The sequence below is a fragment of the Komagataeibacter sp. NFXK3 genome, assembly GCF_054182245.1.
This window is the reverse complement of sequence record NZ_JAPIVJ010000024.1, coordinates 1-17012: the sequence shown is the minus strand read 5'-3', so window position 1 is coordinate 17012 and position 17012 is coordinate 1. Positions and strand designations below refer to the sequence as shown.

The window sequence follows — 17012 nt, the reverse complement described above, 5'->3', positions numbered from 1 at the left end:
CGATCTAGCCGAAGTCTTTTCCATCTCTCGTCCGACAGTCTATCGAGCTCTCAGCAGAACAGCCTCAATGTTCTTGTCGGGTTCACTCTAAGCGTACGTAAAGTACACTTTCGTGTCGTGACCCCTATCATTGGAATTATAAATATTATAAATTCAAAACTATATTTTAAAAACAACAAGAGGAGCGATTCATTGCATCTCAACCGGAAAGCTCTCCCCCATCTCCCCGATAGTGTCTATCGCCCTGAATTCGACCTATCCCAACTTACTCCCGGCATCCTTCATCTCGGTTGCGGCAATTTTCATCGCGCCCATCAGGCCGTCGCCACACAGGCGGCCATCAACCGTGAAGGCTCGAACGGGCTGAAATGGGGCATCGTCAGCGCCACCATGCGACGCCCCGACCTAGTGAACCAGCTTCGGCCGCAGGATAATCTCTACACCCTGCTCACCCGCGTCGAAGACAGGACCGTCGCCTCCGTCATCGGCTCCATCCATGAGATGGTGTTTTCCGGTGACGAGGCGGTCGACCTAGCTGAACGCGTCGCCGATCCCCGGATACGCATCGTCTCCCTGACCGTGACGGCCAGCGGCTATTACCTGACCGCTGACGGACGGCTCGACCCGGAAGCGCAGGCAATCCGGCAGGACCTTTCGGCGCCGCATCCCCGCACGGCCATAGGCATTCTGGCGAACGGTCTCGCTCTGGCAAGACAGCGCGGCACTGTTCCTCCCGTGATCCTGTGCTGCGACAATGTCAGCCATAACGGCGCAACGCTCAGACAGGCCGTCATGGATTACGCTTCTCTACGTGGCGATGACCAACTGGCGACATGGATCGGAGAGACAGTTCAGTTCCCCGATACGATGGTCGACCGGATTGCGCCCTCAAGCCACGTCGATGACGTCGCGGATGCAAAGAAAGCCCTTGGCGGACTTGTCGATGCCGCGCCGGTTTCTGCGGAACCATGGTTTCAGTGGATCATTAGGCCGTTCGATGGCCCCCGCCCCTACTGGGAAGCCCACCCCGGAACGAAATTCGTCCAGAATGTCGCTGTCTTTGAGGCCGCCAAGCTCCAGATGCTGAACGGCAGCCACATGCTGCTGGCCTATACCGGAGCGCTGGCGGGTCTCAACACAATCGCGGAAGCCGCAAGCGATCCCTCTCTCGGACGCATCACCGCCCGTTTCATGCGCGACGAACAGACAGCCGGCATTGCGCTCTCCGCCGGGGAACTGGACGATTACACACGGGCGCTGATGGCCCGCTTCCAAAATCCGGGCATCGTTCATGATGCAGAGCGGGTGGGACGCAACGGTTCGGCCAAGATGGCTGACCGGGTTATGCGCGCCATGCGGGACAATCTTGTCGCAGGCCGCCCCGTTTCTGGCGCTTCGCTGCTTATCGCAAGCTGGATACGCTGGTTTGCTCTGAACGATCAGGAGGCGCTGGAACTTTCCCTGACCGATCCCAAGGCGAAGGCCCTGCAACGCATCTGCGCCGAAGCCCGCGACGATCACAAGGCGCAGGCGGAAGCCTTCCTCGCCATGGAAGAGGTCTTTGGACCTCCTCTGCCGGATCATGACCGTATCGTGGCGGAGATTGCAGGCCTGCTGCGCCGACTGACGGAGGAAGATGTGCCCTCCGTCCTGCGTGAACTCGCAGCCTGAACGCAGTTTCTGGAAGCGGCCTCAGACTGCTTTCAGAATAGTCTTCAAATAGGCTCTGACGACAGTGAGATCATCCACGATCGCCAGCGCCTTTTCGTGAATATCATCGGCTGGCTGAAGAAGATCCGGCACAACGATGACCCGTATGCCCGCCGCATGGGCCGCCCGCGCACCGGAATGGGAGTCTTCAAGCGCAAGACAGTATTTCGGCTCAACGCCGATCTTTTCAGCGGCTTTCAGATAAGGCTCGGGATTGGGCTTGCCTGCGCTGACATCGTCCCGTGTGACCGTCGCGTCAAAACGCTTGTCGAGACCGACAAGTTCCAGATGATGATCCGTACGATAACGGCTTGAAGACGTGGCGATCGCCCGCGGGATGCGGAACTCGTCCAGCAGATCCAGCAAGGGCAGCACGCCGGTTTTCAGAACCAGTCGACCATTATCGACATACTCCCTGAGCAGCACTTCCTGACGGGCAAAGAAGTCTTCCATCGGAAAGGCCACGCCATACGCTTCATGCACCAGCTTACGGCACCCGTCCGCCGGCACGCCGATCATGGACCGGCAGAAACTCATCGGAATGTCGTAGCCAAGGTCTTTCCCGGCATCGACCAGCGCATCCATGGCCAGCGTCTCACTGTCGAGCAGCAACCCGTCCATATCGAACACCACCCCGTGGACAGGGAGGGCAGTTGCACTGCGGAGATGGGCTGGAATGATCTGCTCTGTCATTTTGCTTCCTGTATTTTTTGTCTTGAAGCGAATGTACAACAGCAGGACCGGAAATGAAAATCCAGAAGATTAAAAGATATTCACTAACATCACGCAATCGGATGCGAAAAAAAACGCCTCTTTCAGGCGCATGACCCGAAAGAGGCGTCAGAAATCGGAAAGCTGCTTTAATTAGAAATGCAGCGCCCCGTCATAAGCCGCCAGTACGGCTTCATGCATCGACTCAGAGATTGTCGGATGCGGGAAGATGGTCTCCTTCAGTTCCGCCTCCGTCAGTTCACCACTGCGGGCGATGACGTAGCCCTGAATCATCTCCGTCACTTCCGCGCCGATCATGTGGAGGGATCGAAGAACCCTTGATTGATGTGCTTGGCCGGTAATTTCTGGGTTTTGGCGATTTGATTGACGGTTTTTGCGATGGCGTCCAGTCTGCGTTTTGAGCAGATTGGGAGTTGTCTCTCGCTGGATGGCTATGCGCTCGCGTTCAATCTTTCGAGGAAGAGGAGGCGGCGCATATTGTAGACGATATTGGCGAGCCCGATCCTCATGGTGGCTCGACTGATACCGACAGTCCGGACAAACAGCCCCGTCTGTGACTTCTGATCGGCAAAGACATGCTCGACACGCGAGCGGATGACCGACTTTCCAGCATTTGATTTCTGGATATGCCGGGGCATAGGCTTGAGATGCGGCTTTTTGCGATGAACCTTGGAGACAAAGCCCTGCTTTTCCATGAAGTCTTCGTTGGCTTTTGAGCGATAGGCCGTGTCGGCCCAGACACTTGAGGCCGTATTGGTTTTATCCAGAAGCCCCTCTCTCAATCGCGCGCCATCACTGGCAGCGGCATGCGTTGTTTTCCATTTGCGGATGAACCGTAAGCTCCCGGCGACTGACGCCTTGCTGAATACTTCTGGTCTGGTTCAGCTATGAAGCATGAGCGATTTAAGAGATAGGGACGCGGTACTACCTGCGAGTGTCGCAGGTAGTACCGCAGAGAGGCTCCAAAGGAGCGGTAGAGAGACCGATGAGCGGGACAGGCTGGCGGACGCCTCGCGGATCGAGATCGTTTCGGATCGCCGCCGCTGGCACGCCCCTGAATTTCGCGCGCGAGTGGTCATCGCGTCCTACGAGAGCCGACGCCCCATAAGGGAGGTGGCTGCACAGTATGGGATCCATCCCAGTCTGGTGTTTCGCTGGCGGCGAGAGGCTCGGGCCAAAGCGCAGGCCAAAGGCGGGACATCGTTCATACCTGTCATGGTAGCCCCGGCCCCCGAGCCGCAGCCATCGGAGCGTCGGAGAGAACAGGGAACGCTGTCCGGCCAAGCCGTCAGCCTGGTCTTTCCGGACGGTGTGCGGCTGGAGTTCGACGCAGGGCTGTCCGCTGATCGTCTGCGTGAGATTGTGGGCGCACTACGATCATGATCCCGCTTCCTTCCACGCTGAGGATATGGCTGGCGGCCGGTGTAACCGATATGCGCCTGGGGATGCCCGGGCTGGCGTTGAAGGTCCAGGAAGCACTGGGTCGTGACCCTTTCGCGGGTGACGTCTATGCCTTCAGGGGCCGACGCGGCGACCTGGTGAAACTGATCTGGCACGATGGGATCGGCCTTTCCTTATATGCGAAGCGGATCGAGCGCGGGCATTTCTTGTGGCCTTCGGCAAAGGACGGAGCGATCCATCTCTCCCCGTCACAATTGACTTGTCTGCTCGATGGCACATATCAATGCCCCCTCTTTTCACGACGATTGATTCTCAGATCGACATGTTCGATCTCGCGATTTCTCAGTCTCCGTATGGCTGTGAACACTTCTGGTGACCGCCGGAACAGATGCGCACCCGACGATGCAGGGTCAATCACCAATCGTCCCTTACGAATTTGTACGTAAAGCCAGTTTACAGGTATACTGAGCTCCTTCGCCAGTTGAACGGCGCTGAGCAGGCACGTGTCATGGGCCCAACGCGTCTGTTTATGAGCGGCTACAATACCGGCATCTCGTCGAATGGCAGCAACTGTCGTCGGCAGCACGCGCTCAACACATGCCGGGGAGCGGTGGCCTTCTGCTGTCAGGGTTGCGGCGATGGCACTGTCATTCAGCCCGGATGTCGCGAGAACGAGAATTCTCGCCCGCATTTCAGCGCCACGTTCCAGTCGATCCACGGAAGAGACCGTCATCGGTACGGCCAGTTCTGTGACCAGACCGCCACGCCAGATGATCCGGACGCTTCCCGTTTCGTGTTCACCACGATTGAGAACCACCTGTTCGACCAGGCATCGTAGCAACGCCTTGCGTCTCGCATCATCGGTGGCTGGGTCGTGCCAGATCTTTGGGAGCCGGCCCTGGATATGAACGACCTTTGCGCCCATCTCGCGCGGCAACACGAGCGGAGAAGCGGGTTGTCCGGCTTCCGATCGGGACAAAGCCTCTTCTGCTGTGCGTACATCATTGAGGGCCGTCTCCCAACGTCGCTCCAGTTCGGCGGCGACCAGACGATTGTCCGGATCGACCTTGTTGAACTGCCGTTCAGCCAGCGTCGCTTCGTAGCGCCTGCGCTCGAGTTGCTGCTCAAGGCCTCGGCGGGCTTCCGCGACGGATTGACGCCGGGCCTTGTATGCGGCAGAGAACGCCTCGAATTCAGCAGGCGCCACCGCTTCCAGAAAGGCTTGTGTAACCGCAGCATCAATCGCCGGAGCCCGTACATGCTGACACGTTGGCAGGCCCTGGTGCGTACGCAAGTGATTACAGACATACTCGCCGCCATTCTGATATCGCACATACATTTTGTGGCCACATCGGGCACACCGAACGATCCCATGTAACAGCAGACCGCCGTTACGCGGCACCCCGCGGCTATTGGTACGCATGTAATCAACCTTGTTATCGTTCATGATGTGGCGAATTTTCAGATAGGTCTGCCAATCGATATAACCAGGATACTGGTCCCGAACGACAATGCGCCATTCATCGATGGGCCGGGGGGTTTTCTGCGGTAGATTTCCAGGCCTTTGCGCCTTGAGCCGCGTTCGTCCGTAAACAAAGGCACCTGCATAGGCCGGGTTCCGCAAAATGCGTGCCACTGCTGCCAACGTGGCCGCTGTCCAGTGTAGATCGCCGTGCCGATCTCGGGCTGGCAGATCGAGACCATTACGATTGAGATGCCTCATAACCTGCGAGACTGATTTCACTTTCAGGAAAGTACTGAAAAGAAAAGCTAATCTTCCCTGAACCTCAACGTTGGGGTCTTTGACGACTGCACCGCCAGGATTACGGACAAAGCCAATCGGCAGCGTCAACGCCAGAGCACCGCGTTCCGCCTTTGCAAGAAGGCCGGCAGTCAGACGACTGCGGATTGTGTGCAGTTCGAGTTCCGAGATAGTCCCTTTGAGACCAAGGAGCAAACGACCGTTTGGCGATGCCGGGTCGTAGACACCATCCCGATCTGCAATGAGACATTTCTGCAACCCGCAGATATCGAGCAGCGGATACCAGTCCGAGCAGTTTCGCGCGAGACGTGTCACGTCGATCGACAGAATAAGACCGACCTCGCCCAGGCCGACACGCCCGACCAACTCCCGGAAACCTTCCCGGCGCAGCGTGGAGGCACCACTGAGCCCCAGATCCGCATCAATGATTTCGACGTCGCCTGCCTTCCAGCCGAGTTCGCGGGCCCGGAGTTTCAGGGCATATTGAAGACGCAGACTTTCCTGGTTGCTGATGATCTGACTGGGCGTCGATTGACGCACATAGACGATCGCTTTCCGACCCAGATGTATTGGCAGAACCAACTCCGATCTCATGGGACGTCTCCCCCAGAATGCCTGCGATCTCGTCGATGATCTGACGTTTCTGCTTCGGCTGAAGCAATATCCAGAGATCTTTGGGTTGAATTGGCATCGTTCTCGATCCGGTCGATTTCCGATACCAATTCATTTATACTATCGACCGACAGTTTTGTACCATTAAATACGTTCACGTCGAAGTCGACGGCTGCAACGGGAATGATCAGCGTACCACCGCGGTCGTAAGAAACCTCATACGAGATCGGAAAATTGTCCCCACGTGCAGCAAGCCGCCGCAACACGACGAGGCGGCGACCAAATAGCGGATGGCGCGGATCGCATACCTTGACAACCCCTGCCGGGGATTCGTCACCCTCAATGGGCAGTATATTCCTTAATGCCTTCGCTGGAGGGTGTGGACTGGCGCAATCCGCAGAAAACATGGAGACCTGAACTGGCGGGATAATAAAAACCGCGCCAGGTCAGCATATACTGGTACCCTTTTGAGCGCCCATGTGATCAACTGCCTTCATGACGGGAGACACGGACGACATCATCGCCTTGCGCGCGGCACTTGCCGCTGCCGAGGCGCGTGCCGAGGTCGCGGAAGCCCGTGCGGCCAGCGCCGAAGCGCAGATTGCCCATCTCAAACATCTTATCGCGCGGATGCGCCAGGACCGTTTCGGCGCCTCGTCGGAGCGGGGGCGCCGCCTGCTGGCCCAATTCGAACTCGAACTGGAAGAACTGGAGACGACGCTCGCCGAGGACGCGCCCGAAAATGCGGCGGATCCCGCTGTCCGCACGACAGCACCCCGGAGCAACCGGGGGTCGGTACATAGAACGGGCACAGATATACGCTAAGGTCGGATGCTGAGGGTATATGACGGAAAACAGGTGTTTTCCGTCATTCTTTTTCTTGCCAGGAAAAGATAGCCACCAAGATAGCAAAAACTGCACGACAAACCCTGTCGTTTTGCATTACTATGCGGAAACGCTTCTGCTGAGGTTTGTCGTACATGCTGGTCGGTTATATGCGAGTGTCTTCAGCCGACGAACGTCAGTCAGTGGATCTCCAGCGCGATGCGCTGATCGCGGCTGGCGTCGATGTACGCCACATCTATTCCGACAAGGCCTCTGGTGCCCGCGACGATCGCCCAGGCCTCAAGACGTGCCTCGCCTGGCTCAAGGAAGGGGATACGCTGGTGGTCTGGAAACTGGACCGTCTGGGCCGTTCTCTATCGCATCTTCTCGATATTATCGGAGATTTTCGGGAGCGTGGCATCGCTTTCCGATCCTTGACCGAACATATGGATACGGCAACCGCGCAAGGCGAGTTGCTGTTCTCGATGTTCGGCGCACTCGCCCAATACGAACGCGCCTTGACGCGCGAACGGGTTATGGCGGGGCTGGTAGCCGCCAGGCGCCGGGGCCGGCGCGGCGGCAGGCCACCCGCGCTCGACGCGGAGAAGATTGCGGCGATTACCGTCGCCCTCGAAGGAGGCGCCAGCAAGGCGGCCATATGCCGCAACTTCGGTGTCCCGCGCTCGACGCTGATCGACACGCTGGCGCGAATTGGCTGGACGCCTCCCGGCAGAACCTGACAGATGCCGCGCCGTTCCGTTCTGACCGAGGCGCAGCGCCTGGCGCTGCTTGCCCTGCCCGAAAACGAGGCCGACCTGGTGCGCTACTGGACGCTCACTCCCGATGACCTGCGTGTCATTGTCAGTCGGAGAAGGGCGCACAATCGGTTGGGCTTTGCTATCCAGCTTTGCGCGCTGCGCTACCCGGGACGGCTGCTCCGGCCGGGGGAGCTGATCCCTCAGATCCCGCTCGCCTTCATAGGGGATCAACTCGGGATCGAGCCGGACGCGCTCGCCGACTATGCCGTGCGTGGGCCGACCCGCTACGAACAGCTCGATACGCTGCGTGGAACATTCGGATTCCAGCAATTCTGCCGGCCACTCCAGATCGAGCTTCAGGCCTGGCTTCTGCATGCCGCCCTGACGTCCAGCAGCGGAATTGTTCTCGCACGGATGCTGCTGGGCGAATTTCGCCGGCGACGCATCGTCGTGCCTGGTATCACCCTGATCGAGCGCATGGTGGGCAAGGCGCTGCTCGATGCCGAGCGGTATGTCTGCGAGCTGCTGACGCGGCATCTCACCGCCGGCCAGCGCGATCGGCTCGATGGCCTCCTCCAGCCGCATAGCGGCAGCCATATCAGCAGCCTTACCTGGGTACGTCAGCCTCCTGGCCAGCCCGGGAGGCGTGCCTTCGCCGCAATCCTCGACCGGTTGTCGCTCCTGCGTGCGATTGATTTGGATTCCGGCCTCGTGGACACCATTCACCCGGAGCGGCTTCGCCGATTGTGCCAGGAAGGCGCGCGCCTCACGGCGCAACATCTCACCTCGTTGAACCCGGCACGGCGGCGCGCGGTGCTGGTCGCCACAGCCATCGAGACGCAGATGACGCTGACAGACGACGCGGTGCTCATGTTCGAGCGGCTGTTCGGTCAGTTGTTCCGCCGGGCGGAACGGCGCGAGGAAGCCGCATTGAAACGCGATCGTCGGACCATCAACTGTTGATTTTCACTGAGAACTGACCCGGGTTTTTCATCAGGAATTGACCCAGCCAGATGCTATTTCAGGCGTAGTCGGGCGGGCGGTCAAGAAGAGGATCTGTCCTTTCTGTTTTTTGACGCGGCGGTGCTGGCGCGGAACCTGTAGCTGTCATTTCCTGTCTCGAGGATATGACAGTGATGGGTCAGCCGATCGAGGAGCGCCGTTGTCATCTTCGGGTCACCAAAGACGTCTCCCCATTCACTGAAGCTCAGATTGGTTGTGATGATGACACTGGTGCGCTCGTAGAGGCGGCTGAGCAGATGGAACAGTAGGGCGCCCCCAGACGCACTGAAGGGGAGATAACCAAGTTCATCAAGGATCACGAGATCCAGGCGGAGCAGCCTGTCGGCAATCTGCCCGGCCCGGTTGGCGGTCTTTTCCTGTTCGAGCGCATTGACCAGGTCGACCGTTGACCAGAAGCGCGCCTTCTTGCGGTGATGGGTGATCGCCTGGATGGCCAGCGCGGTCGCCAGGTGGGTTTTCCCGGTTCCCGGACCGCCGATCAGCACGACATTTTCAGCACGCTCGATGAAGTCCCCGCTATGGAGCTGGCGGATCATGGGCTCGTTGACCTGCGTATCGGCAAAGGAGAACCCGGACAGATCTTTATAGGCGGGGAACCGGGCGGTCTTTGTCTGGTAGGCGATGGAGCGCACTTCGCGTTCGGCCAGTTCCGCCTTCAGGAGTTGTGAGAGGATGGGGATGGCCGCCTCGAAGGCAGGTGCACCCTGCTCGATGAGGTCGGCCGTGGCCTGGGACATGCCATACATCCGCAATCCACGGAGCATGACGACAAGTGAAGCAGCAGCAGGATCATGACGCATGGCGGCTGTCTCTTCGCAGGATGTCATACCGCCCTGTATCGGCGCACGGTTCGTGTTCGAGCACCAGGGCCTGTGGGGCATCAAGCCGGGGAACCACGGTTCTCCTGGCATCGATCAGGCGATGAAGCGTATTGAGAACATGGGTCTTGGTCGCCACGCCGTCTTCAAGTGCCAGTTCAACCGCGCAGAGGACAGCCTGCTCATCATGCTGCAGCACAAGAGCCAGTATTTCAGCCATTTCCCGGTCGCCTCCAGGCCGCCTGAGCAGTTGGTCCTGCAGGGTCCGGAAGGCGGCTGGCAATTCGGTAAACGGCGCGCCATTGCGCAGGGCGCCCGGTTTGCGCTGGATCACCGCCAGATAATGCCGCCAGTCATACACCGTGCGGCCTGGCACACCATGCGAACGCGTGATGATCCGGTCATGCACGCACAGAACCTGCCCTTCGGCGATAATGCGCAGCTTGTCGGGATAAACCCGCAGGCTGACCGGACGATTGGCAAAGGAGGCCGGCACGCTGTAGCGGTTGCCTTCGAACTGGATCAGGCAGGTTGGTGAGACGCGCTTGGTCTGTTCGACAAACCCGTCAAAGGGACGTCCCGGGATCATGAGGTAGGGACGTTCGCTGGCATGGACCTCGGAGACGCTGTGCGGCAATTCAGCATGCTGCAGCCGTTCCCAACAGTCCAGGCAGCGGGTTTCCAGCCAGGCGTTCAGCGCCCCCAGATCAGGAAAGGCAGGCAGATCCTGCCAGATCTGGCGCCGGGCATCCTGCACGGTCTTCTCGATCTGCCCTTTCTCCCATCCGGCTGCCGGATTGCAGAAGGTCGCCTCGAACAGATAATGGCTGGCCAGGGCCATGAAGCGCAGATTGACCTGACGTGCCTTGCCTGACCCAATCCGGTCCACGGCGGTCTTCATGTTGTCAAAAATACCCCGCCGCGGCACGCCACCGAGCACGCGGAAGGCCTCGGTAAGCGCATCGAAAAGCATCTCGTGGGTCTGCAGGGGATAGGCCCTGAGTATGAAGGCCCGGCTGAAGGACAGTTTGGTGTGGGCAACCTGCAGCTTGACGCGATGCCCGGCAATCACCGCCCAGTCCTCGCCCCAGTCGAACTGGAAGGCTTCCCCGGGCTGGAAGCACAGGGGCACGAAAACACCCCGACCCGTTGTCTGGCGTGCCTGGCGCTGTTCGTGTTTCCACTGCCGGATGAAAGCGGCCACCCGTCCGTAGGACCCATCATAACCCAGCGCCACAAGGTCTTCATGCAGTCGTCGCGCCGTGCGCCGGTTCTTGCGGGGGCGAGCGGCTTCCAGGACCAGCCATCCCCTCAGCCTGTCAGCAAACGGGTCCAGTCGGCTGGGACGTTCGGGTACCTGGAACCGCGGTTCAATACTCTGTGCCCGGAGATATTTCCGGATCGTATTGCGTGACAGTCCCGTCCGGCGTTCGATCTCGCGGATCGGAAGATGATCCCGGCAGTGCCACCGACGGATCACACTCAGAAGCTCCATGTCAATCACTCCTCAAACCCCCAGCAGATGCTGCCGGGGAGTGTGAAGGCATGGGTCAAATCTCGATGAAAATTTCCGCCCTACCCGGGTCAGTTCTCAGTGAAAATCAACACAATACCAGCCTGTTGTGATTCATCCGTCTTTACGAAGAGATGGAGTGAATGGTGACATGGACTGGTATTGCCCGACGTGAACATAGCCGGGAAGGACTGCGATATCCATCGGATACGACGGACGGGGAGTGGGCTTTGATCATGCCATTTATACCCCCGGCGAAACGGGGTGGCCGCCCCCGCACGACGGATATGCGCGAGGTGGTCAATGCGATGCTCTACATAGCCTCGGCCGGGTGCGCGTGGCGCCTGCTGCCGAAATGCTTTCCGCCGGTCTCGACCGTCAGGCGCTATTTTTACGCCTGGCGTGATACCGGGCTGTTCGAGGTCATGAATACGGTGCTGGTCATGAGCCTGCGCGAGATCGAGGGGCGTGAAGCCTCCCCGAGCGCGGGCGTGATTGACAGCCAGTCGGTGAAAACTACGGAAAGCGGCGGGCTTTCGGGCTATGACGCGGGCAAGAAGGTCAAGGGCCGCAAGCGCCATATCGTGACTGATACCTGCGGCTTCCTGATCTTTCTCCTCGTTCATGCCGCCGACATCCAGGACCGTGATGGGGCGGTTGATGTCCTGGCGGCAATACGCAGGCGCTTTCCTTGGCTGCGCCACATCTTCGCTGATGGCGGCTATGCTGGCGACAAATTGCGATCCGCGCTCGCCTCCATGGGAAAATGGACGATCGAAATCATCAGGCGGCCCGATACGGCGAAGGGCTTTCAGATCCTGCCGCGCCGCTGGGTGGTTGAACGGACATTCGCCTGGCTGGGACGGTGCAGGCGGCTCGCCAAAGATTGGGAAAAGTCCATTGCTTCCTCAACCGCATGGACATTGATTGCCTCGATCCGAATGCTCACACGACGGACTGCAAAGCATTGTCAGGGTTAAAGAACTTTCGAATCAGGCTCTAAAAAATATTATGCATTCCCTTCTGGATAGGATTTTTTCAATATTTCCATTTCCATTAATTCTGAAAATTTTCTAGTTCCAGATTTTGCTATTTCGCTACCTATTTCAGCGAATTTTTCTTTCATCCATGGTTTTTCTGTGAATAAAGAAAAACATATGGCGTAAGCCGCACCAGCTAAATATAAATCTAAATCATCGATATTTCTGTTTTCAAGAAAACATTGGTGGGCCACTTGCTCACCAATATAAGAAATATCTATTTTTACTCTTATTTTCATAGCGCCCTAATATGAATTTAATTTTTATAAATGTAATAAATTATATTTTTTGTAAATTAAAAAATTATTGAAATGGCAGATATCGAAGGGATAAGAAAGCCATATTATCGTCTGTATGCGGCGTTCCTCCATATCCTGAGAATCCAGCAACATCGGTGTGAGAGAATTGTGCGCCAAATGATAATGTGCCATAATCTCCCTGAAAGTAACGCCACCAAAAACCTATTGTTCCTTGAGAAACTCGACGAATGTTGGCATTACAGGCCATAGCGCTTGGAGCATTTTCAATTTGGCATCCTGAGACATTGTACCCTATATTACCATAGCCATATGGAGTTCCATTAACATTGTAAGAACTGCGAGAAAGTATATTTTCCATACCACCGTATGCATATATATCAACTGATTTATATGGGTGTCCGATCAACCCTATTAATACTTGAGCTTCAGGGAGTAGGGCTGGAGATCCATGAATATTAGTTGTGGCATCAGGTAAATTTGTTGTTCCATAACGACCTATTCCGTAACCAGCCAACCCAGATGCTTGAAAGTCGAAATACTTTTTCACAACAGGAATAACCATTCCGCCGCCACCACCACCAGCGAATTTGGTATGACTTTTTCCTGTTCCAATGTAACTGACCCGATCATGTATGAATCTACCAATTCCGAAAGCTTCAAAATGACCAAATTTGGGATCTGCTGATCCTTTTAAAATAATGTCGGGCGCGACATCATCTGAATAAGTTGTGGAAACATTTTCAACTTGTCCACCAGAATTGTTGTATGTTATTTTTTCTTCACTTGGAGTGTATATTGTTCCTCCCCATACCGATTGCGGGTTTTCTAGGGATAGACCAATATGATATTCATGATTATGGAATCCTTTTACAATACGAATTCCTGTATTTCGTGTCCATGTAAAACCAGGAACATATTGAGCATCAATAACAAGTGGTATTTGCTCACTTCTTGTATCCATACCCTTCTTAAAAAGAGTGGCTAAGGACCATGACTGTCCTCCCATAATATAAAAATCATCTATTTTATTTTCAAATTCGCCATACATTACTCGTGATCTTAAAACATAGCTATTGCTTTGTCGTGAGTTTGATGCAGATCCAGCCCCTTGAAAATCGACTTCTGTATAACCAGATACATGCCACTTATCGGTGATATCTGCACCAACTAGTGCTGAGAACCTACTTTGCCTTTCTGTTTCATGGAATTCATTCATATGCGCATTTGGCGAGTTCATCCATGGTATAGAAGAGAAATTTGAACTAATATCAGCGGTTTCATTTCTCGATCTAAATATACCTGCCATTTCTACATATCCACCCAAAATAATAGATATGCGGCCTACATTAAATTGACCTTTGTGGAACAGTCCATTTGTGGTATTCCCAGAAGGAGAAACTGGCATTCCTGTTATTTGACCATAGGTTGTGGGTTCACTCCGAGGGTCTGTTCCTCCAATTGTAATCCATGGACGATTTATTGCATAATTATCTGCATTAGGATTGCCAATTATAATTGGCCTATTATAGGCAGGATCTGTCGATATTTTCTCACGATTCAAAGCAGTTTCTTTAACTAAACGAACTTCATTATCTTGTTTAACCTGCTGAATTTTCATATATTGAATTTGTTTCTGTAAATAATTGATTTGTTTTTCCATTATGCTTATTTGCCTTGACGCTGTTTGTGAATGAGCGCTATGTAAACAAAATGAATACACACAAGAAAAAGCGCCTGACATCAATAGCATATTTTTTGCATACATAGACACAGGAATATCCTAACAATATTATTTATAGATAATATTTAATACATGCTGTGATAATCGCCTAAAGAACTTATTATGAATCTTATATGAATCTTATATGAATTTATGAAAATATCAGTGGAAGTTCATAAACTGGAGGGTTCGAAGAACCCCTGATTGATGTGCTTGGCCGGTAATTTCTGGGTTTTGGCGATTTGATTGACGGTTTTTGCGATGGCCTCCGGTCTGCGTTTTGAGCAGATTGGGAGTTGTCCTCCGCTGGATGGCTATGCGCTCGCGTTCAATCTTTCGAGGAAGAGGAAGCGGCGCATATTGTAGACGATATTGGCGAGCCCGATCCTCATGGTGGCTCGGCTGATACCGACAGTCCGGACAAACCGCCCCGTCTGTGACTTCTGATCGGCAAAGACATGCTCGACACGCGACCGGATAATGGATTTTCCTGCATTCGATTTCTGGATATGCCGGGGCATAGGCTTGAGATGCGGCTTTTTGCGATGAACCTTGGAGACAAAGCCCTGCTTTTCCATGAAGTCTTCATTGGCTTTTGAGCGGTAGGCCGTGTCAGCCCAGACACTTGAGGCTGTATTGGTTTTATCCAGCAGCCCCTCTCTCAATCGCGCGCCATCACTGGCGGCGGCATGCGTTGTTTTCCATTTCCGGATGAACCGGTATTTTCGATCGATGGAAACATGCGATTTATAGCCAAAGAACGGGATAGCGAGATCGCTGGATGGCATGGTTCCATCATCCTGCCGCTTCGCCTTCGTGAACTTCAGTGTCCATCGCGCATGACGATCCTTGTGCGACAGCTTTGCGGGTTTGTCCTGCCAGTCTTCAGGAATACGTCCTTCCCGAAGATCGGCTTTCTCTGCATTGGTGTTCCGCTGCTTCGGAGCCGCTACCAGCGTGGCATCCAGGATCTGGCCTGACATCGGCAAATACCCGGCGTTGCGCAGGGTGGCATCAAAGCGGTTGAACAGCCAATCGATCGCACCCGCCTGGGTCAGACGCTTTTGATACAGCCAGACCGTTTTGGCATCCGGCACCCGATCTGAAAGTCCCAGACCAAGGAAACGCATAAAGGAGAGGCGATCGTTGATCAGATATTCCGTCCGCTCATCAGACAAATTGTTGAGCGTCTGGATCACCAGAATTTTGAACATCAGCACAGGATCAAATGGCGGTCGTCCGCCTTTGCTGCCGTCAGAATACGCCAGAGCCTTCTCCAGGTCAGGGCGGAAGACTTCAAAATCCACAGTCCGGGAAAATGCTTCGAGCTGATCACCAAGCCCGCTCAAGCGGGCAAGCCGCTCTTCAACGTCAAAAAATCCCGTCTGCTTCATACCGCCATTCCCTCAGTCAGAACCGGACGAATGGAATCACAGAGCTGGTTTCAAAACCAGCGGGTTTTTCGAACCCTCCACGCCCAGTTCCTGGAAAGGCCGTATTATGGCTCGCGGCAGATGACATGGCATCTGCGCCGCCTGGGACATGAAGTGGGGCGCAAACGCGTCCGCCGGCTCATGGCGATCATGGGCCTGCGGGCGATCTACCAGAAGCCACGCACGAGTGTGCCCCATCCGGAGCATCGGAAATATCCATATCTGCTGCGGGATCTGGTCATTGATCGACCTAACCAGGTCTGGTGTTCCGATATCACATATATTCCCATGAAACGGGGATTTCTCTATCTCGTGGCGATCATGGACTGGTTCACGCGCAAGGTGCTGTCCTGGCGTCTGTCGAACACGATGGACGCGGAGTTCTGTATTGAGGCACTTCGGGATGCGCTGATGCGTTACGGCACCCCGGAGATTTTCAACACGGACCAGGGCTCACAATTCACGACGCCCCGTTTTACCGGTATCCTGGAAGAACGTCAGATCCGCATTAGCATGGACGGGCGTGGGCGCTGGCTGGACAACGTGTTCATCGAGCGTCTGTGGCGGTCGTTGAAATACGAATGTGTCTACCTGCACGCATTTGAGACCGGATCAGAACTTCGAGTGGGGCTCACGAAATGGATCACCCATTATAACGGGCAACGTCCCCATACGGCCCTGGCTGGACGAACGCCTGATGAGGCGTATCATGGCGCGCCGACGCCATCTGGTCCGGCGTTAACCCCGGACCAGATGGCCAACAGCAAGGGGTCGTTTGCGGGAGGGGGCGAAATCCTACGCTAAGGATTTAGGCCAGCGATATTCGCCGGTGAGGTTGATGTGTTCCCATCCCAGCGGTGAGACATGGGCGAGGAGATCAGGCGGGATGATGATGCCGTCCACGGCGCGTCTGTCCACGACCTCCCCGAGTTTCATGGTGTTCCAGAAGATGATGATGGCGGCGAGCAGGTTCATGCCGGCAATACGATAGTGCTGCCCTTCGCCTGAGCGGTCGCGTATCTCACCTCGACGATGGAAGCTGATGGCGCGCTTGAGGGCATGATGGGCCTCGCCCTTGTTGAGACCGATCTGAGCCTGGCGCTGGAGACCGGCGTCGAGAATCCAGTCGATCATGAACAGGGTGCGCTCGATGCGACCGATCTCCCGCAATGCGAGGGCCAGCTCATTCTGGCGCGGGTAGGAAGCGAGCTTGCGAAGAATCTGGCTGGGGGCGACGATGCCCGCTGCGATCGTTGCCGTGACGCGCAGGATGTCGGGCTGTCAATCGGCACTCAAAAATAACCCCTGATCGGCATGCAATATTAACCCCCTGTTGAAGGCCCGGCCTGTCTCCTGAAGCCGTAGGCGTAAGGAGACAGGCCGGGGCAGGTATGGATCTGGAGAG

The 17012-nt window shown here is 55.7% G+C and carries 14 protein-coding genes and 5 pseudogenes; 8 read left to right on the top strand and 11 right to left on the bottom strand.

From position 1 onward, the window contains the following. A partial coding sequence (locus tag OQZ28_RS15860; protein ID WP_458136627.1) for a mannitol dehydrogenase family protein occupies positions 1 to 1671 on the top strand: 1671 nt, incomplete at its 5' end. A gap of 21 nt (positions 1672 to 1692) precedes the next feature. Here the strand turns inward: OQZ28_RS15860 and OQZ28_RS15855 are convergent. The 3 genes and pseudogenes from OQZ28_RS15855 to OQZ28_RS15845 form a co-directional block, all read right to left on the bottom strand. Next, positions 1693 to 2403, bottom strand: coding sequence for an HAD family hydrolase (locus OQZ28_RS15855; protein ID WP_458136626.1), 711 nt, complete (start codon positions 2401 to 2403; stop codon positions 1693 to 1695). A gap of 171 nt (positions 2404 to 2574) precedes the next feature. Further along, positions 2575 to 2754: pseudogene (locus OQZ28_RS15850) on the bottom strand (dihydrolipoyl dehydrogenase); the annotation flags it as partial. A gap of 119 nt (positions 2755 to 2873) precedes the next feature. After that, positions 2874 to 3281, bottom strand: a pseudogene (locus OQZ28_RS15845) (transposase); the annotation flags it as partial. 55 nt (positions 3282 to 3336) lie between these two features. Here OQZ28_RS15845 and tnpA point away from each other — a divergent pair. Both tnpA and tnpB read left to right on the top strand, forming a co-directional pair. Further along, positions 3337 to 3825 carry an IS66-like element accessory protein TnpA gene (tnpA, locus tag OQZ28_RS15840; protein WP_458136625.1) on the top strand — a complete coding sequence of 163 codons (489 nt, stop codon included), beginning with the start codon at positions 3337 to 3339 and terminating at the stop codon, positions 3823 to 3825. Continuing rightward, positions 3822 to 4109, top strand: a pseudogene (gene tnpB, locus OQZ28_RS15835) (IS66 family insertion sequence element accessory protein TnpB); the annotation flags it as partial. The gene tnpA and the pseudogene tnpB, both read left to right, overlap by 4 nt. A gap of 14 nt (positions 4110 to 4123) precedes the next feature. Here tnpB and OQZ28_RS15830 read toward each other — a convergent pair. Then, positions 4124 to 6199 carry a recombinase family protein gene (locus OQZ28_RS15830; RefSeq protein ID WP_039732313.1) on the bottom strand — a complete coding sequence of 692 codons (2076 nt, stop codon included), beginning with the start codon at positions 6197 to 6199 and terminating at the stop codon, positions 4124 to 4126. After that, positions 6196 to 6624: a hypothetical protein gene (locus OQZ28_RS15825; RefSeq protein WP_129551476.1), complete on the bottom strand. Its 429-nt coding sequence runs from the start codon at positions 6622 to 6624 to the stop codon at positions 6196 to 6198. Before OQZ28_RS15825 ends, OQZ28_RS15830 begins: the two co-directional genes overlap by 4 nt. A gap of 88 nt (positions 6625 to 6712) precedes the next feature. On the opposite strand from OQZ28_RS15825, the gene OQZ28_RS15820 reads away from it, so the two are divergent. The 3 genes and pseudogenes from OQZ28_RS15820 to OQZ28_RS15810 form a co-directional block, all read left to right on the top strand. Continuing rightward, positions 6713 to 7042: an IS66 family transposase gene (locus OQZ28_RS15820; RefSeq protein ID WP_458136624.1), complete on the top strand. Its 330-nt coding sequence runs from the start codon at positions 6713 to 6715 to the stop codon at positions 7040 to 7042. 155 nt (positions 7043 to 7197) lie between these two features. Further along, positions 7198 to 7782 carry a recombinase family protein gene (locus OQZ28_RS15815; RefSeq protein WP_034931163.1) on the top strand — a complete coding sequence of 195 codons (585 nt, stop codon included), beginning with the start codon at positions 7198 to 7200 and terminating at the stop codon, positions 7780 to 7782. Positions 7783 to 7785: 3 nt separating this feature from the next. Beyond that, positions 7786 to 8757 (top strand): annotated as a pseudogene (locus OQZ28_RS15810) (DUF4158 domain-containing protein); the annotation flags it as partial. An 86-nt stretch (positions 8758 to 8843) separates the two neighbouring features. Here OQZ28_RS15810 and istB read toward each other — a convergent pair. Beyond that, on the bottom strand, positions 8844 to 9623 hold the full coding sequence (gene istB, locus OQZ28_RS15805) for an IS21-like element helper ATPase IstB (protein ID WP_025437151.1): 780 nt from the start codon (positions 9621 to 9623) through the stop codon (positions 8844 to 8846). Continuing rightward, positions 9613 to 11136, bottom strand: a complete 1524-nt coding sequence (gene istA / locus OQZ28_RS15800) for an IS21 family transposase (protein ID WP_444700010.1) — start codon at positions 11134 to 11136, stop codon at positions 9613 to 9615. The genes istB and istA overlap by 11 nt, the downstream gene beginning before the upstream one ends. A gap of 161 nt (positions 11137 to 11297) precedes the next feature. Between istA and OQZ28_RS15795 the strand changes: the two genes are divergently transcribed. Beyond that, positions 11298 to 12134: an IS5 family transposase gene (locus OQZ28_RS15795; RefSeq protein WP_075632358.1), complete on the top strand. Its 837-nt coding sequence runs from the start codon at positions 11298 to 11300 to the stop codon at positions 12132 to 12134. A gap of 29 nt (positions 12135 to 12163) precedes the next feature. Here OQZ28_RS15795 and OQZ28_RS15790 read toward each other — a convergent pair whose 3' ends face one another. From OQZ28_RS15790 to OQZ28_RS15780, 3 genes are all read right to left on the bottom strand, one after another. After that, positions 12164 to 12433: a hypothetical protein gene (locus OQZ28_RS15790; RefSeq protein ID WP_130732960.1), complete on the bottom strand. Its 270-nt coding sequence runs from the start codon at positions 12431 to 12433 to the stop codon at positions 12164 to 12166. Between the two features lie 64 nt (positions 12434 to 12497). Further along, positions 12498 to 14219 carry a hypothetical protein gene (locus OQZ28_RS15785; RefSeq protein ID WP_232276070.1) on the bottom strand — a complete coding sequence of 574 codons (1722 nt, stop codon included), beginning with the start codon at positions 14217 to 14219 and terminating at the stop codon, positions 12498 to 12500. Between the two features lie 269 nt (positions 14220 to 14488). Beyond that, positions 14489 to 15568: an IS5 family transposase gene (locus OQZ28_RS15780; RefSeq protein ID WP_444700011.1), complete on the bottom strand. Its 1080-nt coding sequence runs from the start codon at positions 15566 to 15568 to the stop codon at positions 14489 to 14491. A gap of 30 nt (positions 15569 to 15598) precedes the next feature. Here OQZ28_RS15780 and OQZ28_RS15775 point away from each other — a divergent pair, with 30 nt between their 5' ends. After that, positions 15599 to 16411 (top strand): IS3 family transposase, encoded by an 813-nt coding sequence (locus OQZ28_RS15775; RefSeq protein WP_276202625.1) that lies wholly within the window; start codon positions 15599 to 15601, stop codon positions 16409 to 16411. Here OQZ28_RS15775 and OQZ28_RS15770 read toward each other — a convergent pair. Then, positions 16403 to 16885, bottom strand: a pseudogene (locus OQZ28_RS15770) (Tn3 family transposase); the annotation flags it as partial. The gene OQZ28_RS15775 and the pseudogene OQZ28_RS15770 overlap by 9 nt on opposite strands. Positions 16886 to 17012 lie beyond the last annotated feature (127 nt).